Origin of the sequence: Rhodococcus sp. A14 (genome assembly GCF_011603105.1) — a bacterium.
In the GTDB taxonomy this organism is placed as follows: domain Bacteria; phylum Actinomycetota; class Actinomycetes; order Mycobacteriales; family Mycobacteriaceae; genus Rhodococcus_F; species Rhodococcus_F opacus.
Genome location: NZ_JAAOQS010000068.1, coordinates 24,281 through 50,118, shown reverse-complemented (window position 1 = coordinate 50,118; position 25,838 = coordinate 24,281). Strand labels below are relative to the sequence as shown.

Annotated in this window: 23 protein-coding genes; 15 read left to right on the top strand and 8 right to left on the bottom strand. The window is 67.7% G+C overall.

From position 1 onward, the window contains the following. Positions 1–14: 14 nt before the first annotated feature. Positions 15–920, bottom strand: a complete 906-nt coding sequence (locus G9373_RS29190; protein WP_120659979.1) for a hypothetical protein — start codon at positions 918–920, stop codon at positions 15–17. Between the two features lie 570 nt (positions 921–1,490). Between G9373_RS29190 and G9373_RS29185 the strand changes: the two genes are divergently transcribed. The 9 genes from G9373_RS29185 to G9373_RS29145 all read left to right on the top strand — a co-directional run bounded on the left by G9373_RS29185 (position 1,491) and on the right by G9373_RS29145 (position 10,074). After that, complete coding sequence (locus tag G9373_RS29185; RefSeq protein ID WP_120659980.1) at positions 1,491–2,066, top strand: SRPBCC family protein; 576 nt, start codon at positions 1,491–1,493, stop codon at positions 2,064–2,066. After that, positions 2,050–2,904, top strand: a complete 855-nt coding sequence (locus G9373_RS29180) for an aldolase/citrate lyase family protein (RefSeq protein WP_120659981.1) — start codon at positions 2,050–2,052, stop codon at positions 2,902–2,904. The genes G9373_RS29185 and G9373_RS29180 overlap by 17 nt, the downstream gene beginning before the upstream one ends. 31 nt (positions 2,905–2,935) lie before the next feature. Beyond that, positions 2,936–3,994: an amidohydrolase family protein gene (locus G9373_RS29175; RefSeq protein ID WP_167118113.1), complete on the top strand. Its 1,059-nt coding sequence runs from the start codon at positions 2,936–2,938 to the stop codon at positions 3,992–3,994. Continuing rightward, positions 3,991–5,643 carry a thiamine pyrophosphate-binding protein gene (locus G9373_RS29170; protein ID WP_120659983.1) on the top strand — a complete coding sequence of 551 codons (1,653 nt, stop codon included), beginning with the start codon at positions 3,991–3,993 and terminating at the stop codon, positions 5,641–5,643. The genes G9373_RS29175 and G9373_RS29170 overlap by 4 nt, the downstream gene beginning before the upstream one ends. Positions 5,644–5,684: 41 nt before the next feature. Continuing rightward, positions 5,685–6,566, top strand: coding sequence for a hypothetical protein (locus G9373_RS29165; protein ID WP_167118110.1), 882 nt, complete (start codon positions 5,685–5,687; stop codon positions 6,564–6,566). Between the two features lie 34 nt (positions 6,567–6,600). Then, positions 6,601–7,581: a 4,5-dihydroxyphthalate decarboxylase gene (locus G9373_RS29160; RefSeq protein ID WP_120659985.1), complete on the top strand. Its 981-nt coding sequence runs from the start codon at positions 6,601–6,603 to the stop codon at positions 7,579–7,581. Positions 7,582–7,612: 31 nt separating this feature from the next. Further along, a complete protein-coding gene (locus G9373_RS29155) occupies positions 7,613–8,464 on the top strand; it encodes an amidohydrolase family protein (protein WP_120659986.1) in 852 nt (283 codons plus the stop codon). A gap of 16 nt (positions 8,465–8,480) precedes the next feature. Next, a complete protein-coding gene (locus G9373_RS29150; RefSeq protein WP_120659987.1) occupies positions 8,481–8,699 on the top strand; it encodes a hypothetical protein in 219 nt (72 codons plus the stop codon). A 139-nt stretch (positions 8,700–8,838) separates the two neighbouring features. Next, complete coding sequence (locus G9373_RS29145) at positions 8,839–10,074, top strand: MFS transporter (protein WP_167118107.1); 1,236 nt, start codon at positions 8,839–8,841, stop codon at positions 10,072–10,074. Here the strand turns inward: G9373_RS29145 and G9373_RS29140 are convergent. Continuing rightward, complete coding sequence (locus G9373_RS29140) at positions 10,071–13,334, bottom strand: protein kinase (protein ID WP_120659989.1); 3,264 nt, start codon at positions 13,332–13,334, stop codon at positions 10,071–10,073. The two genes, G9373_RS29145 and G9373_RS29140, sit on opposite strands and share 4 nt — an antisense overlap. A gap of 179 nt (positions 13,335–13,513) precedes the next feature. Continuing rightward, complete coding sequence (locus G9373_RS29135; protein ID WP_120659990.1) at positions 13,514–14,533, bottom strand: LacI family DNA-binding transcriptional regulator; 1,020 nt, start codon at positions 14,531–14,533, stop codon at positions 13,514–13,516. Positions 14,534–14,696: 163 nt separating this feature from the next. Between G9373_RS29135 and G9373_RS29130 the strand changes: the two genes are divergently transcribed. Both G9373_RS29130 and G9373_RS29125 read left to right on the top strand, forming a co-directional pair. Continuing rightward, the gene (locus tag G9373_RS29130; protein ID WP_167118104.1) at positions 14,697–16,124 is read left to right on the top strand and encodes a cytosine permease; all 1,428 of its coding nucleotides are present in this window, start codon (positions 14,697–14,699) and stop codon (positions 16,122–16,124) included. A gap of 59 nt (positions 16,125–16,183) precedes the next feature. After that, the gene (locus G9373_RS29125) at positions 16,184–17,293 is read left to right on the top strand and encodes a C45 family peptidase (protein WP_054246722.1); all 1,110 of its coding nucleotides are present in this window, start codon (positions 16,184–16,186) and stop codon (positions 17,291–17,293) included. Positions 17,294–17,361: 68 nt separating this feature from the next. On the opposite strand, the gene G9373_RS29120 is transcribed toward G9373_RS29125, so the two are convergent. The 4 genes from G9373_RS29120 to G9373_RS29105 all read right to left on the bottom strand — a co-directional run bounded on the left by G9373_RS29120 (position 17,362) and on the right by G9373_RS29105 (position 21,392). Continuing rightward, positions 17,362–18,012 carry a GntR family transcriptional regulator gene (locus tag G9373_RS29120; RefSeq protein WP_120659991.1) on the bottom strand — a complete coding sequence of 217 codons (651 nt, stop codon included), beginning with the start codon at positions 18,010–18,012 and terminating at the stop codon, positions 17,362–17,364. A gap of 116 nt (positions 18,013–18,128) precedes the next feature. Beyond that, complete coding sequence (locus tag G9373_RS29115) at positions 18,129–19,121, bottom strand: transketolase C-terminal domain-containing protein (RefSeq protein WP_167118101.1); 993 nt, start codon at positions 19,119–19,121, stop codon at positions 18,129–18,131. A 1-nt stretch (position 19,122) separates the two neighbouring features. Beyond that, positions 19,123–20,010 (bottom strand): transketolase, encoded by an 888-nt coding sequence (locus tag G9373_RS29110; RefSeq protein ID WP_005571540.1) that lies wholly within the window; start codon positions 20,008–20,010, stop codon positions 19,123–19,125. After that, a complete protein-coding gene (locus tag G9373_RS29105; RefSeq protein WP_005571539.1) occupies positions 20,007–21,392 on the bottom strand; it encodes an MFS transporter in 1,386 nt (461 codons plus the stop codon). Before G9373_RS29105 ends, G9373_RS29110 begins: the two co-directional genes overlap by 4 nt. A 241-nt stretch (positions 21,393–21,633) precedes the next feature. Between G9373_RS29105 and G9373_RS29100 the strand changes: the two genes are divergently transcribed. The 4 genes from G9373_RS29100 to G9373_RS29085 all read left to right on the top strand — a co-directional run bounded on the left by G9373_RS29100 (position 21,634) and on the right by G9373_RS29085 (position 24,585). Next, positions 21,634–22,407 carry an SDR family NAD(P)-dependent oxidoreductase gene (locus tag G9373_RS29100; protein ID WP_005260751.1) on the top strand — a complete coding sequence of 258 codons (774 nt, stop codon included), beginning with the start codon at positions 21,634–21,636 and terminating at the stop codon, positions 22,405–22,407. A 66-nt stretch (positions 22,408–22,473) separates the two neighbouring features. Beyond that, on the top strand, positions 22,474–22,761 hold the full coding sequence (locus G9373_RS29095; RefSeq protein WP_167118098.1) for a WhiB family transcriptional regulator: 288 nt from the start codon (positions 22,474–22,476) through the stop codon (positions 22,759–22,761). A 103-nt stretch (positions 22,762–22,864) separates the two neighbouring features. Further along, complete coding sequence (locus G9373_RS29090; RefSeq protein ID WP_005237862.1) at positions 22,865–23,287, top strand: YciI family protein; 423 nt, start codon at positions 22,865–22,867, stop codon at positions 23,285–23,287. Then, the gene (locus tag G9373_RS29085; protein ID WP_167118095.1) at positions 23,260–24,585 is read left to right on the top strand and encodes an RNA polymerase sigma factor; all 1,326 of its coding nucleotides are present in this window, start codon (positions 23,260–23,262) and stop codon (positions 24,583–24,585) included. Before G9373_RS29090 ends, G9373_RS29085 begins: the two co-directional genes overlap by 28 nt. A gap of 19 nt (positions 24,586–24,604) precedes the next feature. Here G9373_RS29085 and G9373_RS29080 read toward each other — a convergent pair whose 3' ends face one another. Continuing rightward, on the bottom strand, positions 24,605–25,798 hold the full coding sequence (locus tag G9373_RS29080) for a serine hydrolase domain-containing protein (protein WP_167118092.1): 1,194 nt from the start codon (positions 25,796–25,798) through the stop codon (positions 24,605–24,607). Positions 25,799–25,838 lie beyond the last annotated feature (40 nt).

Genomic DNA, 25,838 nt, shown 5'->3' with positions numbered 1-25,838 from the left:
CGGGCGGGGTGCGTTCATGCAAGCTCGCCGAGGTGCCGGGTGAAATCGTCGAGGAGTTCGGCCACTGTCACCGGCGTGCGGATGACGTTCTGCTGCAAGGCGTAGTCGATCGCGATCTGCAGACCGGCGACGAGCTCGTCGGTCACCCCGAACCGGAGGGCGCGTACGCGGGGTCCGGGCGCGGTATCGGCTGCCTTGCGCGCCTCGATCTCGGCGCCGAAAGCCTGGTAGAGCGCTGACACCGTCCGCGGCTCGGCTTCGAGGAGGTCCTTCCGGACGGTGAGCATGTGGTTGATCGGCACGGTCTGGTGCCGGGCGCCCCACGCCTCCTCTGCCTCCCGCCAATTCGGGATGATCGGGACCAGCGGTCCCTGCGCGCCGTCGAGCGCCGGCGGACCGAGAACAGCGGCCACCACGTCGCCGCGCTCGAGCACGTCGAGCACCTTGCCGGTCATGCGTTCGACGTTCGGCGGCTCGACGTAGCTGGCGACGTGCGGCTCTTCGGTGGTGACCCAGGTGACTTCCTTGGCGTCGACGCCGAACTCCTCGTGCAGGATGCCGCGGACCCACAGCCCGGTGGTCTGGCTGTACGCCCGGACGCCGACCCGCCGCCCTGCCAGATCTGCCGGGTTGATTTCGGCCGAACCGGGCCAGCGGGTGAGCGAGTGGTGATGGAAGTCGCCACTCAATACCACCGGCAGGAGTGCGATCGGGGCACCGGCTTCACGAGCCTGCAGGAAGGTGGCGATGGCCAATTCGCTGACGTCGTAGCGGAGTTCGCGCACCATGGGGGCGAATGCCTTGTAGATCGGATCCGCCGCCGCGAGCTCGACGGCGCGCCCTGCGACGGTGAAGCCGGGGTCGGTGAGGAACGCGGTGTGCGGGTAGGACTTCGCCGCGATGGACAAGGTTTGGGTCATGAAACGACTCCTCTGTTGCGTCCGAGTCCGGGGGAGAGTGCGTGCACGGTGCCGGTGCACTGATGCTGATCCTCAACCGACGGGCGGACCACCAATATTGTCTTACGGTTTCGCCCAATTTACGCGTGTGACGGGCCCAACACAAGGCCTCGCGACATGGATCGTCTAACAATTTTGCCCGAACGGCGCCCGGGGAGCTCCGACGACTTACTCTGCGACCGCGGTTTCCACCGGGCGCACCGCTCCCACGGTCCGCCGAGCCACTCGTTCACGCAGATTGTTGTACAAGATTTGCTGGCTGCGCCGGGCGTAACGCCGAAACTAGAGATTTATACATGTTCTTGCAGACAACTACGCCGCGCTGCTACTCTGTGCGAGAGAAAGTTGTTAAACAATCTGAGGCCGCGTCGCCAGGAGACTCGGATGACGCCAACGCAACTGGGCGGCCGGCCTGCACTCCGCCACCAGCGGGGCGCCCGTGACATCAGCTCGCTGATCGAGTCTCGCGAGTTCCCAAGCTCCACAACGATTTGTGGAGGCTGTTCCAGATCGCCAAGCGAGGACACAGTTGTGATAAAGATCGACGAAGAGATCGCCGTACCCGCACCCCCGGAACGGGTGTGGGAGGTCATTTCCGACCCCACGGAGGTGGTGTCGTGCATCAACGGCGCCGAACTCGGCCAGTTCCACGACGACGGCTCCTTCGACGGCACGCTGGTCGTGAAGTTCAGCGCGATCCGGGTCCGGTTCGGTGCCCGGATGTCGCTCGACCTCGATGAACCCGAGCGGGAGGGACGACTGTCTGCCCGCGGACGGGACGGGCAGGGCGCGACCCGGTTCACCGCGCACGCCACCTTCCGGATCACCGAAGACCACGCGGCCGGCGGAGCCCGAGTACATGTGGCCGGTGAGGTGAGCCTCGCGGGCAAGCTCGCGTCGCTGATCGAGGCGGGCGCCGGGGCTGTGGTTTCCCGGATGACCCAGGAGTTCACAGACGAGCTGGTACGCCGGTGCGCCGGCGACACAGTGGTCACGACGGCGCCCGGCCGGCCCACCCTGTGGGCACGCGTACGCGCCTGGTGGCACAGGACCATTCACAAGCGACAGAGCGAGCAGATCGGAGTGGCAAGTGGCAAGACTCAATAGCGTGATCGGTGCCCTGGAATCGGGGCAGCACGCCTTCGCGGCGTTTGCGGCGCCTGAACCGGCCGCGGCGCTCGACTTCGCGACGTCCGACTACGACGGTCTGGTGTTCGAGTCCGAGCACAAGCCTTGGGATGCAACGACGTTGCGGGACAGCTTGCAGTATCTGCTCAACCGGCGACGGATCTTCGAAGCCGGTACGCTCGCCCCGTCGCCCACGCCCCTCGTCCGCGTGCCCGTCAACGGTGCCGAACAGGGGCAGTGGCACGCGAAGCAGGCGCTCGACCTCGGAGCGTACGGAATCGTGTGGCCGCACATCAGCCGGGTCGAGGAGGCGCGCAACGCGGTCGCGGCGTGCCGTTACCCGCGGCTGCCCGGCGCGGACCGGTTCGAGCCGGCGGGTGTGCGGGGCGACGCGCCGGCGGCCGCCGCCCGTTACTGGGGTCTGTCGAACGACGAGTATTACGCCAAGGCCGACGTGTGGCCGCTCGCCCCGGACGGCGAGATCCTCGTCGTGATCCAGATCGAGGATCAGCTCGGGATCGAGAACCTTCCGGCGATCCTCGACGAGGTGCCCGGCATCGGTCTCATCCTCATCGGTGAGGGCGATCTCAGCCAGGAACTGGGCGTGCCCCGCCAGCTGGACCACCCGTTGATGGTCGAGGCCAGGAGCCGGATCGTGAAGATCTGTCACGAACACGGAGTCGTGGTCGGCCACCCGCACGTGACCCCGAGCAACGTCGAGCAGGTGCTCGACGAGGGCTACCGCTTCCTCATGTCCGCGCCGGTACGCAGCTATCCCGGCCTGGAACTGGGCCGCAAACTCACCGGTCGCTCCTGACCCCGAACACCTCACCTGGAGAAAAACCTTCATGATCATCGACTGTCACGGCCACTTCACCACCGCGCCACCCGCGCTCGGACAGTGGCGCGAGCGCCAGATCAAGGCGTTCGAGGATTCGGGCGCGCGAGTTTCCCCCGACGAGTTGCACATCGGCGACGACGAGATCAAGGCCGCGATCGAACAGGGCCAGCTCAAGCTCCAGCTCGAACGCGGCACCGACCTCACACTCTTTTCCCCCGGCGCGGGAAAGATGGCCCACCACTACGGCGACGAGCAGACCAGCCTGGTCTGGTCGCAGGTCAGCAACGACCTCATCGCCCGGGTGTGCGGCCTGTTCCCGGACCGTTTCGCCGCGGTGTGCCAGCTCCCGCAGTCGCCCGGTGACGCTCTGGCCTCCTCCATCCGCCTGTCGTCCGAAGAACTCGAGCGCTGCGTCGAGGAACTCGGATTCGTCGGCTGCCTGCTCAACCCGGACCCGTCCGACGGGTACTGGCAGGCGCCGCCGCTGACCGACCGGATCTACTACCCGCTCTACGAGAAGATGGTGGAGCTGGACGTGCCCGCGATGGTCCACGTCGCGATGTCACGCAACCCCGCCATCCAGGGCACCTGCGCGCACTACCTCAACGGCGACACCGCGGCCTTCATGCAGCTGTGCCAGTCGGACCTGTTCACCGACTTCCCGACGCTGCGGCTGATCCTGCCGCACGGCGGTGGCGCGGTCCCCTATCACTGGGGCCGCTACCGCGGGATGATGCAGGACCAGGGCCGGCCACCCCTGCAGGAATCGTTGCTGCACAACGTTTTCTTCGACACCTGCGTCTACCACAAACGAGGACTCGAACTGCTTACCGACATCATCCCCGCCGAGAACGTGCTCTTCGCCTCCGAGATGATCGGCGCCGTCCGCGGGGTCGACCCGGAAACCGGGCACCGCTTCGACGACACCAAGGCGCTGCTGGACTCCATCGACTCCATCAGCGACGACGACCGGCAGGCGATCTACGGCGGCAATGCGCTGAAGGTGTTCCCGCGCCTGGCGAGCCGCGTTGCCAACCACGACAAGCAAAAGGAGATCGCGCGGTGAAGGTCTACGAAGCGCTCGCAGCAGCATTCACCGCCGAAGGCACCACGGATGTGTTCGGCATGATGGGCGACGCCAACATGCACTGGATGAACGCGCTGGCCAGTCGCGGAACGCGCCTGTACGAGGTGCGCCACGAGGGTGCGGGACTGAGCATGGCGCACGGGTACGCCCGCGCATCCGGCCGGCCCGGCGTCGTGACGACGACCAGCGGCCCCGGTACCGCGCAGCTGGCAACGTCGATGATCGTGGCGAGCCGGGCACGCATCCCGCTGGTCGCGTTCTGCGGGGAGACGCCTTTGGGTGACACCGGCGCCGTCCAGTACCTCGACCAGCAACGGTTCGCCGCCGCGATCGAGTGCGAATTCCTCCAGGTGACCAAGGCCGAGTCGGCCGCAGAAGTGGTGCAGCGCGCCTTCTACCTGGCCCGCACCCAATCCCGGCCGGTGATGATCAGCGCACCCTTCGACGTGCAGCTGCAGGAGTTCGAGGACGACATGCCGTACGTCCCGTCCACCGAGCTGCTCCACACCCCCAAGCTGCTGCCGCACCCGACCCAGATCCAGCAGGCGTGCGAAATCATCGGGGCGAGCAAACGAGTCGTGATCGTCGCCGGACGAGGCGCCCGCAACGCGGAGGCGGGCGAGCAAGTCCTCGCACTCCAGCGTCGCACCGGCGCCCTACTCGCCACCACGCTGCAGGCCAAGAACTGGCTGAGCGCCGAAACCGAGTACCACGTGGGGATCGCGGGCCTGTTCGGCAGCAGGCTCGCAATGGAGTTGCTGCAGGAGGCCGACTGTGTGGTGTCGGTGGGCGCGAGCCTCAACCACTACACCATCGAGAGCGGATACCTGTTCCCGGAAGCGAAGTTCATCCAGATCGACACCGCGCCACACCTGGTGATGGGCAACGGTCAGGTCGCCGACTGCTACATGCAGGCCGACGCGGTCACCGCCCTCGACGCCCTGACAGGCGCGCTGGGGGTCCGCGGTATCGAGGTGGAAGGCTTCCACACACCCGAGGTGCACAGCCGGCTCACGGCCCCGCTGATCGACCCCGCCGAGTTCCGCAGTGAGCCTGGCCTGCTCGACCCGCGCGAGGCGATCTCGGTGCTCGACACCGAACTTCCCGGCGAGATCGGGCTGGTGCTCGGCAGCGGACACCAGACCGACTTCGGCACGATGCTCTTCCAGCGCTCCCGCGAGATCACCTCGAACTACGGCATGTTCGGCGCCATCGGTCAGGCCCCGCTGCTGACCATCGGCACCGTCGTCGCCAACGGCGGCAAGCCGACGTTCGTGGTCGAAGGCGACGCGAGTTTCCTGATGCACCTGCCGGAGTTCGAGACCGCCTGCCGCTACTGGCTACCGGTGCTCGTCGTCGTCATGAACGACCAAGCCCTCGGCGCCGAGTACCACAAGGCGAAGGCCAAGGGCCTCGATCCCGAGCTCGCCGTAATCCCCACCCCCGAATTGGGCACGGTGGGCCAGGCCCTCGGCGGCGGCGGCGCGACAGTCCGCACAACCGACGAATTGCGCGCCGCGCTGGCCGAATACGTCCGCAACCCGCGGCCGACCGTCATCGACGTCCGCATCACCCGCGACGTGCTCAGCGTGCCCTATCGGCGCATCCAATACGGCGACGACGTGTGACCGCGGACAGTGTTGACCACCAACGACAAGAGGAGCCGGAAATGAAGATCGTACTGGGCCGGGACGACCTCGCTGCCGCGGCCGTCGAGGGGGCCGCAGCCGCCGGTGCCACACCCGAACGTGTCGACGTGCGGCCCGTGCACAAGGCGTCACGCGGTTTCGTGAACGACGCAGCGGCGGACGTCTGCGAGCTGGCCGTGGTGACACTGCTGCAGGCCGCCGCCCACGACAAGCCGGTGGCGCTGCTGCCGGTCACCATGCTCGGCCGCTACCAGCACCAAACCCTGGTGACCATGGGCGAACTGAGCGTCGACGACGTGCGCGGCAAGAGCATCGGCGTGCGCTCGTGGAGCCAGACCACCGGGGTATGGCTGCGCGGATTCCTCAGCGAGCAGTACGGCATCGATCTGACCGAAATCAACTGGCAGACATACGAAGGCGGACACGTCAACGGCGCCACCGATCCGGCATGGATCACGCGCGCATCCGAAGGCGCCACATTGCAGGCCGACTTCCTCGAAGGCCGGCTCGACTACGGGATCATGGGTAACGAACTGCCCTCCGACGACCGGATCCGCACCGCCATTCCCCACGCGCTCGCGGTCGCGGCCGAATGGGCCGCGCGCAAGGGATTCGCTCCCATCAACCACGTGGTCGGGTTCAGCGCGGCGGCGGCGAACGAGGACCCGAAGGCCGTGCTCGCGGTGTACGACGCATTGGCCGCGGCCACTGCGGCCGACGGCCCCACGGCGGGTCCGGTGGACCTGAGCCCCGTCGGGTTCGACGGTCTGCGCGGGCCCGTCACCGACGCTTCCCGCTACGCCTACGAGCAGGGGCTGCTGCCGCGCCGGGTCGAGTTCGACGAACTCGTCGACCGCACCTGCGCCGCGCTCGGCGTCACCGCGTCGCGGCTCGGCGGCTGAACTACTCGCTCCTTCTGAACACGAAAGGCTGAACATGAATACGCTTTCGGTCGCACTCGGGGACTACCCGCACGCGCAGGCGTTGCTGGGTGGCGACGTCGCAGTGGACGGCTACACAGTCGAACCCGTCGAGGTCAGCCCGATCATCGGCGCCTACCGGCGGATGATCCGCGACCTCGAATTCGACGTGTGCGAACTCGCGCCGACCTCCTACCTGATGGCGCTGCAGGCCGGGGTTCCGCTCACCGGGATCCCCGTCTTCCTCAACCGACGCTTCCACCACGCCGACGTGCAGTGTGGTTCGGCATCCGGGATTCGCTTCCCCGCCGACCTGAAGGGCAAGCGGATCGGTGTCCGCGCCTACACGGTGACCACCGGGGTGTGGATGCGCGGCATCCTGCGCGACGAATACGACCTCGACATCGACACGGTCACGTGGGTCGTGGACGACGACGACCACATCGAAGGCCGCGCCCCGGCGAACGTCGAGCGCGTCACCGACGGCCGATCACTCGGCGAGTTGCTGCGTGCCGACGAGATCGACGCCGCGTTCAGCGGCAACGCCGGCACCGGACGGGCCGGGGCGCCGCGGGCGGGATGGTCCGCGACGGCCGAGCAACCCGCGGGCGACGACGGGCCGTACCCGCTGTTCCCCGACCACGAGGTGCTCGCCACTGACTGGTACCTGCGCACCGGGATCTACCCGCTGCACTCGGTGATCGCACTCCGCCGCGACCTCGTCGACAGCGATCCCGGGTTACCCACCGCGCTCTACGCCGCGTTCGCCGAGAGCAAACGTCGTCAGACCGAGGCCGATCCGCAGTGGTCCGCGCTGCCGCGGCTGGGCAAGCAGGCCAACCAGATCCGGACCGACCCGATCCCCTACGGCCTGAACGCCAACGACGCGAGCGTGCGAGCGCTCGTGAAGTTCTCGCGGGACCAGGGCCTGCTCGATCCGGACTTCTCCGCCGATCCCGCCCTTCTGTTCGCCAAGGGCGACTACCCGGACGCCTGAGCCGGCCCACCAACCGAGAAAGGTCCAGACCATGGACATCGTCGACACCCACTGCCACATCATCACCGACGACGTGACCCGCTACCCCCGGGGCCCGATCGGCGGGACCCAGTCCGGCTGGGCTACCACCCGGCCGGTCACCGCAGACGGCATGATCGAGCGCATGGACGAAGCCGGGATCGGTCAGGCCGTGCTGGTGCAGGCCACGACCGCCTACGGCTACGACAACTCCTATGTACTCGACAGCCGGGCGCAGCGACCGGACCGGTTCATCGCGGTCGGCACGGTGGACCCGTTGCGGCCCGACGCGGCCGACAACCTCGCGGCGGTGGCCGGCAACGGTGGCCTCGCCGGGGTGCGGTTGTTCACCAGCGGCAGCACGGTACCCACCCAGGGCGAGTGGTTCGCCGCGCCGGAGACGTATCCCTTCTGGGACAAGGCCACCGAGCTCGGCGTCACCGTGTGCCTGCAGATGCGGCTCGGGCCTGCGACAGAGCAAGTGCACCAACTGCTGCGCAGGTTCCCCTCGGTCCGCGTGTTGCTCGACCACATGGGTTACCCCGACATCGCGGCCTCGCCCACCGACGCCGGCGAACAGGTGGCAAAGCTGGCCATCCATCCCGGCCTGCACCTCAAGCTGACCCACCGCAACCTCGAACGCCTCCACGACGTAGGCGCAAAGGCCTCCGGTTTCCTCGACCCGGTGCTCGCAGCGTTCGGAGCGAACCGGATCGCGTGGGGCTCCAACCTGCCCGCCGCGGAACAGTCGCTGCCCGAACTCGTCGCCCTCGCCCAGGAGGTGCTGGCCGACGTGCCCGAGCCCGAACGCCGGGAAATCTTCGCGGGCACGGCGCGACGGCTGTATCCCAGCCTGACCGCATAGGGACTGGGAGGAAACAATGGATATTCTGCAACGATCCGACAGCACAATCGGTATCGCGCGCCGTGTGTTCGATTCTTGTGTTGCCCTCGTCTCTGCCACTGCAGCTGCCCCGGTTGCCTTCGCGCTGGCCGAGGGAATGGCGATATCCCGCATTGCACGCGTCGGTCTCGAGGCGGAGGAGTATTCGTCGGACGAGAACCTTCACGATCTCGGCACGGTGATCGAGCTGATCTAGGTCGTGCCCCCACGTGCGTGCCGTCCGCTGCCGATGTCCCCCGAAATCCGGCGGACGGCACGCATTTCCACGCTACTTCCCCAGCAGAGGTGATCACCACGAGCAACGACCAACCAGAACCCCGCCCCGGGGTGGGCCGATGACCATTCTCTCCGGCCTCCGCGGGCAAACCTTCGCTTCCCTCGCCAGCACCAACTTCCGCCGTTACATCACCGGTCAGGCAATTTCCCAAGCCGGCAAGTGGATGCAAACCATCGCCCAATCGTGGCTCGTCCTCGAGCTCTCCGACTCCGCCACCGCGATCGGTGTGGTGATGGCGTTGCAGACCGTGCCCATGCTCCTCGTCGCTCCGTATGGAGGAGTCGTTGCCGATCGACTCGACAAGCGGCGCCTGATGATTGCCCTGCACACACTGATGGGTGTGCAGGCACTGATCCTGGGTGTCCTCACCGTCACCGGAGCAGTCCAGCTCTGGCACGTCTACGTTCTCGCGCTCGTCCTCGGCCTGAACCAGTGCTTTGAAAACCCGACACGCCAGTCGTTTCTGCTCGAGATGGTCGAGGCCGATCACCTTCGCAACGCCGTCAGCCTGCAATCGGTGCTCAATTCCACCGCCCGGATGATCGGGCCCGCCGCCGCCGGACTCGTCATCGCCGCCGGCGGTGTCGGTCTGTGCTTCCTCCTCAACGCTGCGAGTTTCGTGGCGGTCGTCGCCTCCCTACTCGCCCTCGACGTCGGACAGCTGAAGCCGTCACCACCCACGGCCCGGGCCCGCGGTCAGCTCCGCGAAGGACTCACGTACGTCCGACGCTCCCCTCAGCTGGCCGTACCGTTGACCATGATGGCCATGATCGGCTGTTTCGCCCTCGAGTTCCCGGTGGTCCTGCCCGTGATCGCCGACCAGACCCTCGACGCCGGACCGGGCGCATACGGCTTCATCACCGCGGCGATGGGCGCAGGATCCGTGGTGAGCGGACTCGCAGTCGCAGCCTCGGGCCGCACCGGAACCCGCCCGCTCGTTCTCACAGCAACCGCCTTCGGAGCCCTCCTCCTCGTCGCCGCCCTCGCCCCTAATCTGTGGGTCATGCTCGTAGTCATGGCCTGTGTGGGAGCATGCAGCGTCGCCTTCACCTCCACAACCAACAGCACGCTGCAACTCGCCGCCGCGGCGACCACACGCGGACGAGTGATGGCCCTGTTCGGCATGGCGTTCATCGGATCCACAGCCGTAGGCGGGCCCATCGTCGGATGGGTATGTCAGCAATGGGGCGGCCGCGCAGGACTACTCCTCGGTGCCATCGCCTGCCTCATCGCCGCAGCCATCGCAGCACCGCGTCTGAGAAACCGCGACAGTCGAACCCTACCTACTACCTAGTCGTGCGCCTGCTCCACGACCCAGGCCGCGACCTGCGTCCGGGAGGTGAAGCCGAGTTTGGCCAGAATGTGCTCCACGTGCCCCTGCGCGGTGCGGGGTGAGATCACCAGGCGGTCGGCGATGGCCTGGTTGGTGAGACCTTCGGCGATGAGGTCGGCGACTTGGCGTTCCCGCTTGGTCAGTCGCGTCGACGCGTTGGTGGCGGGTGTGGAGGTGCCGGACTGTTGCTCGTGGAGGGCGTAGGCGATTGCCGCATCGAAGTTCAGGCTTCGGCCCTTGCGGTGGGCCTCCTCGAATACTGCGCCTCCGAGCCGCTTCCGCGCTTCCTGGTCGCAGTTCTGTTGGTATACGAGAAGATTGGAATGTATGACCACAGCACTGCCCACCGATCGCGCCAATCCCTCCGCGGCTCCCATCAGCACTGCGGCCCGGGCGGCGTCGCGCCGCTCGCACGTGATCCAGGCCAGCGCCTCGAGGCAGGCAGCGGCGAAGCGGGGGCTGTGCACTTGCCGGGTCAGCTCCAGCGATTGGTCGAGAAGCCGGATCGCCCGATCGGCGTCACCCTGCTGCCACACCGCAATTCCCAGGGCCCACAGCGAATGCGATCGATACACCTTCTCGCCGTGCATTTCCGTGATTGCGAGAACACGCTCGAGGCTTTCGACAGCCTGCTCCGTCGAGCCGGACAGTCCATAGGTCGTCCCCAACAGGTACAGGGCGCTGGTTTCGAGTGTGCGTTCCCCACGTTCGCGGAACTCCGCGAGCGCGGTGTCGAGGCGAGAGCGGGCCCGTTCGAGATCACCGTTGTAGAGCGCCAGCGTGCCGTCGGCGTCGGCGACGAGAGCGCGCATCAACGGATCGCTCGTACCCGCGGTGAGGGTCCGCGCCTCCGCCACGAGCGCGGCCCCGGACTCGAGATCCCCTTGTACGTCGGCCATCACGCTGGCGCAGTAGAGCGCCTTGATCCGGTCGACGGTCGGTTCGACGGGGTAACGAGCCAACAGGTGGTCCAGCCAGCGCCGGCCCTCGTTGTAGAGGCCTTGGGATGTCCAGAACCAGCGGAGTGCGGCGGCGGTGCGCAGGCCGGCGGCGGGGTCGTCGTCGATGCCGAATTCGAGGGCCTCCCGGAGGTTCGGCTGTTCCCGCTTCAGCCGGGCGATCCAGTCGAGTTGGCGGGCGCTGATCCACTCGGCCTCCGCATCGAGCGCCAACGCCTCGTACCAGTCCCGGTGCCGTCGACGCAACGCCACAGCCTCACCGGTCTGCTCGAGTTTCTCGTAGCCGTACTCGCGGAGGGTCTCGAGAATCCGGAACCGCACTACCGACCCGTACTCCTCCCGGATCAGGATCGACTTCTCCACCAACGACGTCAGCGTGTCGAGCAACTCGCCCGGGCCAAGGCCCTCGCCGCACACCCGCTCCGCGGCATCGAGTTCGAAGCTTCCCGCGAACACCGCCACCCGTCCCCACACCAGTTGCTCACCGGCGGTGCACAACTCGAAGCTCCAGTCGATGCACAACCGCAGGGTCTGCTGCCGAGTCGGCGCACCCCGGCTGCCGCGGGTCAGCAGGGCGTAGCGGTCGGTCAGTCGCTCGAGGATCTGCTCGGGCGACATCGCCCGCAATCGCGCCGCGGCCAACTCGATCGGCAGCGGCAACCCGTCGAGCCGGTGACAGATTCCCGCCACGGCCGCCGCGTTCTCCTCGGTGAGCGCGAACCCCGGAACCGCGGCAGCGCCACGCTCGACGAACAACGACACCGCATCGTATTTGGGCAACCCGCGCAGCGAGGGCTTGCGCTCGGGATCCGGGACGGCCAGCGGGGGGACCCGCAGCACCACCTCCCCACCGAGGCCCAAGGGTTCGCGGCTGGTGGCCAGAATCCGCAACCGCGGACAGGTGTACAACAGGGGGCCGGCGAGTTCGGCGACCGCGTCCACCAGGTGCTCGCAATTGTCGAAGATCAACAACACCTGTCGCGGTGCAAGGAACTCGATCAGCACCTCCCGCAGCGGCCTCGCCGAGTGGTCCCGCAATCCCAGTGCGCCCGCGACGGCGTCGATCAGCGACGACTCGTCTCGCAGTTCGCCCAACTCGACGAGTCGTACCCCGTCCGCATACTCGCGCTGCACAGCCGACGCGATCCGCATCGCCAGCCGGGTCTTGCCGACACCCCCGATCCCGGTCAACGTCACCAGCCGGGATCCGGCCAGCAGGTTCTTCGCCTCGGTGAGCTCGTGCCGGCGGCCGACGAAACTGGTTAGTTCCAGCGGAAGATTCCCCGTCGCGCCCGGACTGGAGGTACCTGTGCGCCCCGGTCGTACGTCCGGGCTCCTTCGGTCGTTGCCCTGTGTGCCGGGTTCGGCTCGTAGGGGCATCTCGTCGACCGGGAAGCCGTGGGCGCGTTGCAGGGTTCGCAGTTCCTGCCCGAAGTCGGCGGCAGTGGCCGGGCGCTGACCGGGCTCGCGGGACATCGCCCGGGCGATCACCGCGGACACGTCGTCGGGAATCCCGTGCTCACGCAGATCCGGCATCTTCTGCGTGGTGATCCGTAGGAATTGGGCGACGACCTGCTCACCGCTGCGACGTTCGAACGCGGCATGCCCGGTGAGGGCGCTGAACAGGGTGGCGCCGAGTCCGTAGACGTCGGCCGCCGGAGCCGGTGGGTCCCCTGCGAGCACCTCCGGCGCGGTATACGCCGGCGACCCGGTCACGGCACCGGTGGCCGTCTCGAAGCCGCCGCTGATGTGCGCGATACCGAAATCGGCCAACTCCGGCTCGCCGTAATCGGTGAGCAGGATGTTCGCGGGTTTGACGTCCCGATGCAGGACACCCAGACGGTGCGCCGACTCCAGGGCGCCTGCGATCTTCATCCCGAGCCTCAACGCCTCGCCCAACAGCAGCGGACCGCGGCGGCTGATCCGCACGTCGAGGGAATCCTGCGAGTGGTACGGCATCACGATGTATGGGAGTCCGCTGTCGGTGGCACCGACCTGCAGAATGTTGACGATGTTCGGGTGCCCGGTCAGCCGGCCCATCGCCCGCTGCTCCCGGAAGAAGCGGGCCCGGTTCTCCTCGTCGAGTTCGACGGTGAGCACCTTCACCGCCACCGTGCGATCCAGATCCGCCTGGGTGCAGCGGTAGACCACACCGAAACCGCCCCGGCCGATCTCCTGCACATCGTCGAACCCGGATGCACCAAGTTCGGCGGCCGGGGACGGCGGGTACCGCTGAGTGTCGAGCGGATCACCTTCACCCATCGGACGGTCTACTCACTCCGTCGGCTCGTGGTGCTGCGGGCTGGTCCCCGACGGCACGACCAGCGCAAATATAACCGTGGACTCACCTCTCGAGGGCGTCCTCCCGAGGATATCGCTAACCCTCCAGCGGAGCGGGCCACTGACCAGCACAGCGAGGACACGCACGCCGTCATCGGGGACTACCGGGTGGAGCCCCGCACGACGAGGCGTCCGTGGAGGTGCCCCGGTGGGACCGGCCGGTCCAGGTTGTCGAGGCGGTTGACCAGCAGTGTGACGGCTACGCGGGCAAGGTGTTCGGGCTGCAGGTCCACCGAGGTGATGGGGGGGACGGCGGATCGCGTGTGCTCCGAGTCGGAGCCGCCGACGATCTGCACGTGGCCGGGGACGTCGAGTCCTCGTTCCCTGACCCGCGCGAGCACCCCCGCCGCGTGCCTGCCGGTGAGGCAGTAGACCGCGTCCGGTGGATCGTTCCGGTCGAACAGTTCGTCCGCGGCTTCGCGTCCGCCTGCCTCGCCGGTGGTCTCGGGCCGGATGGCGACCAGAGCGTCCTGACCGCGATTCGCCGCCCACGTGCGGTAGGCGGCCTCGGCGCCCAGGTTCCACGAATTGGGATCGGTTCCGGCAACCAGAGCCACTCGCGTCGCCCCCGCGTCCTCGAGGTGCCGCAGCACTCGGTCCGTCATGAGTTCGGTGTCGGTGTCGAGCCAGGCGTCGTACTCGGCTCTCGCCGGGTCCTTCCCGACGGACAGAAACGGCACGCCCTCCCCGAGGAGCATCTCGATGAGGGGGTCGTTCGTGACGGGTTCCGTGATCAGGAACCCGTCGCAGGCGAGGGCGGCGGCGGGCGACTCGTCGCGCGTCGGATCGGACACCAGCATGAGCCCATACCCGAAATCCATCGCGGCGAGAGCCGCCGAACCCGCGAACCGCAGGAAGTAGTCGACGCCCTCGGGGAGAGACGAATCCAGTGTCTCCAGTGGCCGAAGCACGAGGGCGATCACGCCGAGACGGTTGCTCCGCAGGCTCCTCGCCACCACGTCCGGTCGGTAGCCGAGGGACTTGGCGGCCGAGCGGACACGCTCACGCGTCGCGGTGGCGACGACGCCTTTGCCGCTGAACGTGTGCGACACCGTTGTGGTCGACACCCCCGCGTGCCGTGCCACGTCGGCGATGGTGGGCCTCGATCGCTTCTCCGTCACGCACTCAGGCTACCAACAGCCCGACCTGCACCAAATCGATTTACAAATTGCCTCCCGACGCTCTTGCCCAAATCGATTTGGTTCCGTACGGTGACCGGGGTCACGCCAGATCGGCGATTGCGCCCACAGCCGCACATCCGTGCTCATCTATCCGGAGGACCCCATGGCATCGACAAAAGCAGACCCGCGTGTGGCGACGCCCGGCGAAACACCGCCGGCCGACCGCGCCGGGCGGGTGGAGACACACGGCATCGACTTCATCCCCGACAGCGAACGGCACGGGCGCGCCCGGGACCTGTTCGCGGTGTGGGCGGCGCCCAACGTGAGCTACCTGGCCCTGGTCGTCGGCGGCGCACTGACCCTGATGGGCCTGTCCTTCTGGCAGGCGCTGGCGGTGATCGTGGCCGGCAACCTGTTCTCGATCCTCACCGGGATCGTCGCCGCCAGCGGACCGGCGTCGGGCACGCCCAGCGAGGTGATCACGCGGGCGATCTTCGGCATCCGCGGCAACCGCGTGAACATCCTCGTGACCAGCTGGTTCATCAGCGTCTGCTACCTGGCTCTGAACTGGGCGGCCGCGTCGTACACGGCGTTCAGGCTCGTCGAACGGTTCGGGATCGAGGCGACCACCCCCGTCAAGGTCGTCATCATCCTGGCGATCGCCGCCGTCACGCTGGCCATCGGCGTGTACGGGCATGCCACGATCGTGCGGCTCTACCAGCCGCTGGCCCTGGTGCTGACGTTGATCTTCGTGGTGATGGCCGGGTACGTCCTCGGTAACGCCGACTGGGGTTACCAGCCGGCGGAGGCACTCCACGGAATCGGCCTGTGGGCGACGGTGGCCGCGGGCGTGTCGATCGTGGCGTCGGCCCCGCTGTCCTACACCAACAGCGCGGACTTCGCCCGCTACCTGCCTGCGACCACCTCGCCGGTCTCGGTCGCCGTGTGGACGGCGCTCGGCGCGTTCGTCCCCAGCGTGCTGTTCACCGCGCTCGGTGCACTCGCCGGTACCGGACTCGACATGGCCGACCCGCAGATCGCACTCGAGACCATTCTCCCGGCGTGGTTCACACCGATCTTCCTGCTCGCCGTCATCGTCGGCACGATCGCCAACAACGCGATGACCGCCTACAGCTCCGGGCTCGCCCTGCAGTCGGTGGGCCTGCGCCTGCGCCGCTCGCGCAGCGTCCTGCTCGACGGCTCGATGGGTGTGGCCATGACGCTGTACGCCCTGCTCGTCTCCAACTTTCTCGACACCGTCAGCAACATGATGCAGCTCGTCGTGACCGTGATGGGTCCCGTCATGGCCGTGTACGTGGCCGACGTCCTGTGGCGCCGCAACCGCTACGACGGAATCGAGCTCGGCAACGAAACCAGCAGCAGCCCCTACTGGTACAGCGGTGGGATCAACTGGGCGGGAACGGCCGCCGTCTTCACCGGCATCGCCGCGGCCGCGCTCTGCGTCGCCGCGCCCGTCTACACCGGGCCGATCGCGAACGCGGTCGGTGGCGTGGACCTGTCGCTGCCGGTCGGGTTGATCGTCTCCGCAGCACTGTACGTCGTGCTGATGCGCTCGTACCGAACCCGCTGATCGACTGTGATCGGCGCGTACACAGCACTATTCACACCGGAACCACAACGAGGACGACGATGACCGAGACCAGTACTGTCCACTCCCACGTCAGCGTGGACGACACCCGGCCCCGCGAACGCGGCATCGCCCGCGGCACGCAGCTGCGCACCGACCTACCCGCGTCCGTGGAACTGTATCTGCGCCTGTTCGACACGGTCGGCGTGAGCGAGCCCCGGACCCGCGACAGCGCGCACCGCCTCGCGGATGTCCTTGCGGCGTGGGGACCCCGGTACCTCGAGGAGATCGAGGGCATCGCTGCCGGCGCGGGGCTCGAGCCCTGGCACGTGATCGCGCTGAACGGCCGGACGGAGATCCTGTCGCAGGCGACCGCGGCCCGCCCCGGCGAGTGCTCCACCATCGCCTACGCACCCGCGGATCGTCCGTCGGCGCCGTTCGGCATCCAAACCTGGGACTGGCACGAGGAACTGGACCCGTACTGGCACACCCATCAGGTGCGCGGCCCCCGCCACAGTTACGTGGGGCTGACCGAGCACGGCATCCTCGGCAAGATCGGGATGAACAGCGCGGGTCTCGGCGTGTTCTTCAACATCCTCGGCCACCGCGACGACGCACCAGCCGGCGTGCCCGTGCACGTCCTGTCGGCGGCCGTCCTCGGTGAAGCCGGAACCGTCGACGAAGCCCTCGAGTTGCTGCGCTCGGCACCGATCGCGACGTCGGGCGCACTGACCCTGATCGACCCCGGCACCGTCGCGTGTGCCGAGGTCAGCCCCGTCGGCGTCGCGACGCTCCGCCCGAGCGACGGATTCCTCACCCACACCAATCACTTCCTCGACCCGGCCAACGCCGCCCGCGAGAAGACCGGTCTGTACGAGCCGGACTCGCAGGACCGCTACGGTCTGATCGCCTCCCGGCAGCAGCGGTACGCCGAGCCGACCGTGGCCGATCACCTCGTCGAGTACCTGTACTCCGATCCGGGGCAGCCCCAGCTGTGCTGCGTCCCCGCCCCGGATGCGGTCTTCGGTCAGCGCTGGGCCACCCTCGCGACAGTGCTGCTCGAACCCGAACACCGCCGTGCCCGCATCCTCGCCGGCACACCGATCGACGCCCGCCGAAGGTCGTGGATCACGCTCGACGCCACCGAGGCCGCCTGCGTCGTCGGCGGGTGACCCCGCGGCCTGTCCCGGGTACGTGAGCGGCAAAGCGTGTGCCCGCACTCTTTCCCACTCACCTGGGGTCAGGACACCAGATTCGCTGAGGCCCAGTCCATGTGTGTCTGAATCGCTTTGGCAGCTTCGGCGGCGTCGCCGGTCTCGATGGCGTCGACGATGGCGCTGTGGCGACCGACGTCCATGTTGCCGACGGCGCGGTCCAGCCCGGCGAACATGATCGACATCCGGATGGATCCTTCGAGGGAGATCCACGAGTGCAGGAGTGTGTCGTTGCCGGTGAGAGAGCACATGGTGCGGTGAAAGTTCAGGTCGGCCTCGATGCGGGCTTCGAGGACGGCGGTGTCCATGACGTCGAGGGCGGCGCGCAGTTCCGCGATGACGGTGGTGCGGTCGGCCAGGTCGGCGAGTTCCCGGACGGCAAGTGCCTCGAGTGCGGCGCGGACGGCGAAGATGTCTCGGATCTCCTTGGAATCGAGGTGCCGGACGTACAGCCGGCCCCGCGCACCTGCGGAGATCAATCCCTCCTGCTGGAGTTGCCGCATCGCCTCGCGGAGCGTGCCGCGGCTGATCTGCAGCATCTCGGACAGTTCGGTCTCCACGAGCGGGCTGCTCGGCGCGAGTTCCCCGCTGGTGATCGCGACCCGCAGGGCGGCGACGGCTTGCTGCCGGAGGCTGGTCTTCTCCAGCCCGAGCAGTGCGGCGGGTTGTCCGGCCATGGGTGCCTCCGTGGGGTCAGCGATCAACTGTCGACAGCGGTCTGTTGACAGCAACCTGTTGACAGCCATCGTACGGCCCGCGCCGCCCGGCCTGCGGCGTGGGCCGTACGCGCTGGTCATGCCAGTTCGCGGAGAACCTTGGCGACGATCCGGTCCGTGCTCAGGCCGTACCGCTCGTGCAGCGTGGGCAGGGCACCGGCGTCGAGGAACTGATCCGGCAGTGCGATCGGCACGACGCGCTTGCCGAGTCCGGCCGTGACGACCGCGGCGGCCACCGTCTCGAACAGACCACCGATCACGGTGTGGTTCTCCAGGGTGACCACCAGGCGGTCGGTGTTCACCTCCGCGAGGACGGTCTCGGCGTCGAACGGTTTGATCGTCGGCGTGTGCACGACCGCCACGTCGACGTTGTGCGCGGCGAGTCGGTCGGCGGCCTGCAGCGCGCGCATCGTCATCAGCCCACTGGTGACGAACACGACGTCGTTGCCGCCGCGGAGCACCTTGGCCTTGCCGAGTTCGAACGTGTAGTCGTACTCGTCGAGCACGGTCGCGACCTTCCCCCGCAGCAGCCGCAGGTAGGTGGGACCGTCGGAGGCGGCGAGCTGCGGGACGGCCTGTTCGATGTCGATCGAGTCGCACGGGTCGACGATGGTGAGGTTGGGGATGCCCCGGAAGATGGCGATGTCCTCGGTGGCCTGATGGCTGGGCCCGTAGCCGGTGGTCAGTCCGGGGAGGCCACCGATGATGTTGACGTTGAGGTTCGGTTCGGCGATGTCGAGGCACAGGAAGTCGTAGGCGCGGCGCGCAGCGAACACCGAATACGTGGATGCGAACGGCACCAGGCCGGTCTCGGCCATTCCGGCGGCGGCTCCGAGCAGGAGCTGCTCGGCCATCCCCATCTGGAAGAACCGGTCGGGGAACTCCTGCGCGAAGATGTGCATGTCGGTGTACTTGGCGAGGTCGGCGGACAGGCCGACGATCTTGTCGTTCTCCCGGGCAGCCTTCACCAGGGCGTGCCCGAACGGCGCGGACGTGGTCTTCTGGCCGTCGTCGACGAACGAGGCGATCATGGCCGAAGTCTTGAGCTTCGGCTTACTGGCGGTAGTCATGTCAGGCGTCCTTGTGGTCGAAGCCGGCGGTGAGTTGGTCGCGGCAGATCTGCCACTCGTGTTCGTCGATGCGCATGAAGTGCGCCTTCTCCCGGGACTCGAGCAGGGGCACACCCTTCCCGACGCGGGTGTCGCAGAGAATGATCGACGGTCTGCCGTCGGATTCGGCGGCGGCGTTGTCGAACGCGCGCACCAGTGCGGTGACGTCGTTGCCGTCGACGCGTTCGACGTGCCACCCGCAGGCCGCCCATTTGTCGTGCACGGGTTCGGTGCTCAGCACCGTCGAGGTCGCACCGTCGGCTTGGAGGGCGTTGATGTCGACCATCGCGGTGAGATTGCCGAGCCGGTGGTGATGGGCGCCCATCGCCGCCTCCCACGTCGAACCCTCGTCGAGTTCGCCGTCGGACAGGAAGTTGAAGACGCGGGCGGTGGAGTGCTGGTGACGCAGCCCGAGGGCCATCCCGACCGCGATGGTCAGGCCGTGGCCGAGGGAGCCGCCGGAGATTTCCATGCCGGGGGTGTACGTGGACATTGCCGACATCGGGAGGCGTGAGTCGTCGGAGCCGTAGGTTTCCAGTTCGCTGCGGTCGATGATTCCGGCCTCGGCGAGTGCGGCGTAGAGGCCGATGGCGTAGTGGCCGGTGGACAGCAGGAACCGGTCTCGTCCTTCCCACGTGGGATCGTCGGCGCGGTAGCGCAGTTGGTCGGCGTAGACGGTGGCGAAGATGTCGGCGGCCCCGAGCGCTTGCCCGACGTATCCCTGACCCTGTTCCTCACCCATGTCGATGACGTTGTGCCGCATGCGGTAGGCGAACTGTTCGACGGTCGCGATGCGCGACACGTCACTGGCCGTGGCTTCGGCCGCGGTGGTGGCGGTTGTGATGGTCACAGGAGTTCCTTTTCCTTGCGGATCGTGTGCGTGGTCGACGTCGGCGCGTCGGTGCTTTTGGAATCGGTGCGCGCCGCAGCCTCGGCGGCGAGGCGCCGTTCGGTGGGTCCCCAGGTCTCCCTGGTGATCAACGCCGCCCACAGTCCGATCAGGGCGTACGTGCTGAACAGCAGCGCCGGACCCCACCAGCCGAAGGAGACGAACAGCAGCGTGGTGACGAAGGGCGTGAAGCCGGAGACCATCGCCGAGATCTGGTAGGCGAGGGACGCTCCCGAGGCTCGGCGCGAGGCGTCGAACAGTTCGGGGAACCACGCCCCCTGCGCTCCCGCCATCGAGTTCTGGCAGACCGCGTAGGCGATCACGATGGTGGCGATGACCAGGATGAACAGGCCGGTGTTGACCAGAAGGAACATCGGGATTCCGAACAGTGCCGCGAAGGCGCAGGACGCGATGTAGACGGGGCGTCGTCCGATGCGGTCGGTGAGTCGTGCCCAGGCGACTGTGGCGAAGATGCCGATCGCGGACGCGATGCACAGGGCGACAAGGGTTTCGGACTTCCCGGCGAGACCCTGGTTGTGCAGGTAGGAGATCATGTAGGTGATCGACACCGCGTACCCGGCTGTCTCGGCTACTCGCAGAGCGATGCCGCGCAGAATGTTTCGCCAGTCGTACTTGATGGATTCGAGCACCGGGGACTTGACGATGTCACCCTCGTTCTTGACGTCCTCGAAGACCGGGGACTCGGGCACCTTCGACCTGATGACCAGACCGACCATCACCAGGACGATGCTGGCGAGAAACGGTACCCGCCAGGCCCAGTCGCCGCCGAGGTGCACGCTGAACAGGAACACCAGGTTCGCCAGCAGCAACCCGACGGGGAAGCCGGCCTGCACGATGCCGGTGAATTTGCCCTTGGACTTCCAGGGGGCGTGCTCGTAGCTCATCAGGATCGCGCCGCCCCATTCGGCGCCGAAGGCGAGGCCCTGGACGACGCGGACGAGAACCAGCAGCACCGGCGCGATGAGCCCGACCTGCGAATAGGTGGGCAGCAGGCCGATCGCGAAGGTCGCGAGACCCATCGCGATCAGTGATGCCACCAGCACGGGCTTGCGGCCCAGCTTGTCCCCGAGATGTCCACCGAGCACCCCGCCGAGCGGGCGCGCAGCAAAGCCGACACCCAGCGTCGCGAACGCGGCGAGTGTTCCGGTGACCGGGTCGGCGCCCGGGAAGAAGGCGGTACCGAAGTACAGCGCGGCGGCCGTGCCGAAACCGATGAAGTCGTACGTCTCGATGACGGCACCCACCGAGGAGCCGATTGCTACGCGCTTGGCGTCCTTCGTGCCATGGACAGGACCTCGCATCCTGAGTGTTTCGGTACTCATGGGGACTCCTCTTCGAGCTGCTGGTTCCAACGATTGCCGCTGATTTGTTGACTGTCAACAGTGCGGTTTCACCAGTGTGATCCGAGACACGTCAATATGTCAACCGTTACCCGCCGACGGTTGACTGTTAACAGTCGATCGGCTTACTGTGGTGGCAGTCACCTACCGCGTCGTCGACCGCCTCCCCTGCTCTCCACCGCACCGGACGGCACGCGCGATTCCAGCAACAAGAGGAGCGATCATGTCGTCCATCCAGCGCACCGCCGTCGTCACCGGCGCCACCTCCGAGCGCGGGATCGGTCTCACCACCGCCCGCCGCTACGCCGAAGAGGGCTGGGCGATCGTCGTTCTCGACCTCGACGGGGAAAAGTCCGCGAAGGTCGCCGCCGAGATCGGGAACGAGTTCGGTGTCCCGGCATTCGGTCACGACATCGACGTCGCCGACGAGAACTCGGTCCAGCGGGCACACGACGCCGTAGCCGCCGAAGTCGCCGGCGGCAACCTCCCCGCCGTGGGTGCGCTCGCGAACATCGCCGGCATCACGTCGCCGGTGCCGTTCCTCGAGACCACCCTGGAACTGTGGAACAAGGTGATGGCGGTCAACGCCACCGGCACCTACCTCGTCACCCGCGCGTTCCTGCCGGCCATGATCGACAACGGCTGGGGACGTGTGGTGAACATGTCATCCGTCTCCGCCCAGCGTGGTGGCGGGGTCTTCGGGAAGGTGCCCTACTCGTCCGCCAAAGCCGCGATCCTCGGTTTCACCAAGTCCCTCGCACGTGAACTCGGCGACAGCGGAGTCACCGTCAACGCCGTCACCCCCGGTGCGGTCGACACCAGCATCCGCGTGGGCAGCACCGCCGAACAGGAAGCCGCACTCTGCCGCGACATCCCACTCGGCCGGGTCGCGACCACCACCGAGGTCGCCGCCGTCATCACCTTCCTGTCCTCGCAGGACGCCGCGTACCTCACCGGCACCACCGTCGACATCAACGGCGGCAGCCACCTGCACTGAGTCGGTGCAGCCACAGCGGTGGACGGTGCCGACCGTCCACCGCCCGAATCCATCCCGGGACACCCGATGATCGACCACACGACACTTCACGACGACCCGCCGACGACCGCCGCCGAACGCTGGGGATGGCGGTACCGCGCCCACTGCCGCACCACCGAGCCTTCCGCCTTCTTCGCTCCGGACGGCGAACGACGCGGCGCCCGGGTCAGGCGCGAACGACGCGCCAAACAGATCTGCGACGGGTGCGTCGTCGCCCGGCAATGCCGCGCACACGCAACCGATCACCGCGAGACCCACGGAATATGGGGTGGCACCACGGAAACCGACCGGCGCAGAGCGGGACGGGCCAGATAGGTTCGGAAAAAAATTCGGCGAGTGTGTCGATCCATGTCACTCCCCGTTCGACCTGAGGGTGAGAAGGTCCAAGAGGGACCCCGACATCCAAGGAGACGGAACCATGAAGTACATGCTGATCATGCGCGCCACCGACGAGACCTTCGCGGCGTTCCAGGACGCTGATTTCACCGAGATCATGGACTCGATGGGCAAGTTCAACGACGAGATGATCCGTGCCGGTGTGCTGCTCGCGGCCGAGGGACTGGACCCCGACCCCGAGTCGGGTGTGGTGGTCGACTACTCGTCCGAGACACCTGTGGTGACCGACGGCCCCTACGGCGAGACGAAGGAGTTGTTCGGCGGCTTCTGGATGCTCAACGTGGCATCGAAGGAGGAGGCCGTCGAGTGGGCCAAGCGTGCCCCGATGGCCGGTCCCGGTTCCAAGGCGGAGATCCGCCGGGTCGCGACGATCGACGAGTTCCCGCAGGACAACGTGTGGATCCAGAAGGAGCGGGCGTGGCGCGAAGCGACCGGTCAGCTCTGAGCGGGTCGACGGGTGACGGTCACACCGGGCGTGAGGCCGTCGCCGCCGTCTGGAGGATCGAGTCGGCGCGGATCGTCGGTGCGCTCGCGCGGTACACCGGCGATTTCGCGCTGGCCGAGGACCTCGCCCAGGAGGCGCTGGCCGAGGCGCTCGTGAGCTGGCCGCGCGACGGCATTCCCCACAACCCTGCGGGGTGGTTGCTCACCGTCGGCCGCCGCCGGGCGATCGACGCGTTCCGCCGACGCTCCGCCCTCGACGAGAGGTACGCCGTCCTCGCTCACGACCTGGGCGAGGGCGGGGCCGTCTCGGGGAGCGCGCCCACCCATCCGGCCAAGGGCACCGGGGACGTGCTGTGGGATCCGGACCAGATCGACGACGACATGCTGGCGTTGATGTTCATCTCCTGCCACCCCGTGCTGTCGCGGGAGGCGAGGGTCGCGCTCACCCTGCGGGTGGTCGGCGGTCTGACGAGCGACGAGATCGCCAAGGTGTTCCTCGTCCCGACCGCGACCGTGCAGGCCCGGATCACCCGGGCGAAGAAGACCCTCGGGGCGGCCCGGGTGCCGTTCGAGGTGCCGCTCGCCGGAGAGCGGACCGAGCGACTCGGCTCGGTGCTCAGCGTGATCTATCTGATCTTCACCGAAGGGTCTTCGGCCAGCTCCGGTGACGATCTGATCCGCCTCGACCTCGCGAGCGAGGCGCAGCGCCTCGCTCGTGTGCTGACCCGGCTGGTGCCCGACGAGCCCGAGGTCCACGGCCTGCTGGCGCTGCTCGAACTGACCTCCGCGCGGTTCCCGGCCCGCACCGGGCCGGAGCTCGAGCCGGTGCTGCTCGAGCACCAGGACCGCCGCCGCTGGGACCGGACCGCGATCCGGCGGGGACGCGCCGCCCTCGCCCGCGCGGAACAGGTCGGCCGGGGCCTGGGCGCCTACGGCTTGCAGGCGGCGATCGCCGAATGCCACGCCGTCGCGCCGTCGGTCGACGCGACGAACTGGGAGCGGATCGTCCTCATCTACGAGGCACTCGGCCGCCTCGCGCCGTCACCGGTGGTGGACCTCAACCGGGCGGTGGCGGTGTCCATGGCCCAGGGACCGGCCGCGGCGCTGCCGATCGTGGACGAACTGGTGGCCGCCCAGGCGCTGTCGAACTCGCACCTGCTGCCGAGCGTTCGCGGCGAACTGCTCACCCGCCTCGGCCGCACCGACGAGGCGCGCACCGAATTCGAGGAGGCCGTCCGGCTGTGCGGCAACGAGCGCGAGCGGACGGTGCTGGGGCGTAAGCTCGCCGACCTCCGCTGACGAGCAACGACCGGTTGACCTAGACGCGTGAGGCAAGCGCGGCGTGACGGTACGCCGTCGTCTCGAAGTCCAGGTAGCCGCCGAACGACACGGGGTCGGCGAACGGCAGGATCTGGGTGGCCCAGTACCCGGCGATTCCGTTGCGGCGATCGATCCAGTAGTACGAGTTGGCGAGCCCGGCCCACCCGAGCGACCCCCGCGGCCGGCCGGTGGGCGCGTCCTCTTCGTTCACCATGAACGTGTACGCCCACGACTTTCGCTGTCCGGGAAAGAATTCGGCGTCGTTGGTGAGGGCGGGTATCACAGCCGGCAGCATCCCGACCTCTTGTCCCTCGAGGCCGTTGCACACGGCCGCCTGCACGGTGTCGGCCCGAAGGACTCGCCCACCGGGCGCGTCTCCGTCGTTCAGCCACATCCGCAGGAACTTCAGGTAGTCGCCCACGGTGGAGTACAGGCCGTGCCCGCCCATGTGAATCTCGGGATCCTGCGGCAGCACCAGATCCAACGGAGTGAGCCGGCCGTCCTCCTCCCGCTGGTGGATGGTCGCGCGCCGGGCCGCCATCGATCCGGTCAGGGCGAAGGCTGTGTCGTGCATGTCCAGGGGCGCGAACACCCGCTCGGCCATCACCTCGCCGAGCCGCTTGCCGCGGATCGCCTCGACCACCTGACCGGCCCAGTCGATGTTCGTCCCGTACTGCCACTTCTCGCCCGGGTCGAAGAGCAACGGTGTGGTCAGCGACGCCCGGGTCGCGGTGATCACGCCGGGCTGGTCGTGCTCCACACCCAACCGGTTGTAGGTCTCGTCGAAGAAGTCGTACCCGAACCCGGCGGTGTGCAACAACAGCATCCGCGTGGTGATGTCCCGCTTCGGCGCCCTCAGCACCGGATCGCCGTGGGCGTCGAATCCCTCGATGACCTGAATGTCACCGAGCTCCGGAACGTATTCGCGGGCCGGCGCGTCGAGGTCGAGCAGACCCTCCTCGGCGCACTGCAGCACAGTGGTCCCGGTGATCGCCTTCGTGGTGGAGAAGATCGCGAAGACGGTGTCGGCGGTCATCGGCTCGCGATCGGCCAGGGACCGCACCCCGGCGGAACCCTCGAACACCGTGCGGTCGCGATCGGTCACCATCGCCACCACTCCGGGCACGCGCGGCGCATCATCCTCGGTCACGCTGTCGAGAACCTTGCCGAGCGCGGCGTTGAGATCGGACATCCCACTCTCCTGTCGTGTCTGTGGTCACTGATCGAACGTG

Excerpts from the sequence above, each read along its gene's own strand:
- G9373_RS29095 (WP_167118098.1), top strand. The coding sequence starts at position 22,474 with ATGATCGACCACACGACACTTCACGACGACCCGCCGACGACCGCCGCC.
- G9373_RS29120 (WP_120659991.1), bottom strand. The coding sequence starts at position 18,012 with ATGGCCGGACAACCCGCCGCACTGCTCGGGCTGGAGAAGACCAGCCTC.
- G9373_RS29130 (WP_167118104.1), top strand. The coding sequence starts at position 14,697 with ATGGCATCGACAAAAGCAGACCCGCGTGTGGCGACGCCCGGCGAAACA.
- G9373_RS29100 (WP_005260751.1), top strand. The coding sequence starts at position 21,634 with ATGTCGTCCATCCAGCGCACCGCCGTCGTCACCGGCGCCACCTCCGAG.
- G9373_RS29105 (WP_005571539.1), bottom strand. The coding sequence starts at position 21,392 with ATGAGTACCGAAACACTCAGGATGCGAGGTCCTGTCCATGGCACGAAG.
- G9373_RS29115 (WP_167118101.1), bottom strand. The coding sequence starts at position 19,121 with ATGACTACCGCCAGTAAGCCGAAGCTCAAGACTTCGGCCATGATCGCC.
- G9373_RS29145 (WP_167118107.1), top strand. The coding sequence starts at position 8,839 with ATGACCATTCTCTCCGGCCTCCGCGGGCAAACCTTCGCTTCCCTCGCC.
- G9373_RS29125 (WP_054246722.1), top strand. The coding sequence starts at position 16,184 with ATGACCGAGACCAGTACTGTCCACTCCCACGTCAGCGTGGACGACACC.
- G9373_RS29175 (WP_167118113.1), top strand. The coding sequence starts at position 2,936 with ATGATCATCGACTGTCACGGCCACTTCACCACCGCGCCACCCGCGCTC.
- G9373_RS29155 (WP_120659986.1), top strand. The coding sequence starts at position 7,613 with ATGGACATCGTCGACACCCACTGCCACATCATCACCGACGACGTGACC.
- G9373_RS29080 (WP_167118092.1), bottom strand. The coding sequence starts at position 25,798 with ATGTCCGATCTCAACGCCGCGCTCGGCAAGGTTCTCGACAGCGTGACC.
- G9373_RS29165 (WP_167118110.1), top strand. The coding sequence starts at position 5,685 with ATGAAGATCGTACTGGGCCGGGACGACCTCGCTGCCGCGGCCGTCGAG.
- G9373_RS29190 (WP_120659979.1), bottom strand. The coding sequence starts at position 920 with ATGACCCAAACCTTGTCCATCGCGGCGAAGTCCTACCCGCACACCGCG.
- G9373_RS29090 (WP_005237862.1), top strand. The coding sequence starts at position 22,865 with ATGAAGTACATGCTGATCATGCGCGCCACCGACGAGACCTTCGCGGCG.
- G9373_RS29160 (WP_120659985.1), top strand. The coding sequence starts at position 6,601 with ATGAATACGCTTTCGGTCGCACTCGGGGACTACCCGCACGCGCAGGCG.
- G9373_RS29150 (WP_120659987.1), top strand. The coding sequence starts at position 8,481 with ATGGATATTCTGCAACGATCCGACAGCACAATCGGTATCGCGCGCCGT.
- G9373_RS29140 (WP_120659989.1), bottom strand. The coding sequence starts at position 13,334 with ATGGGTGAAGGTGATCCGCTCGACACTCAGCGGTACCCGCCGTCCCCG.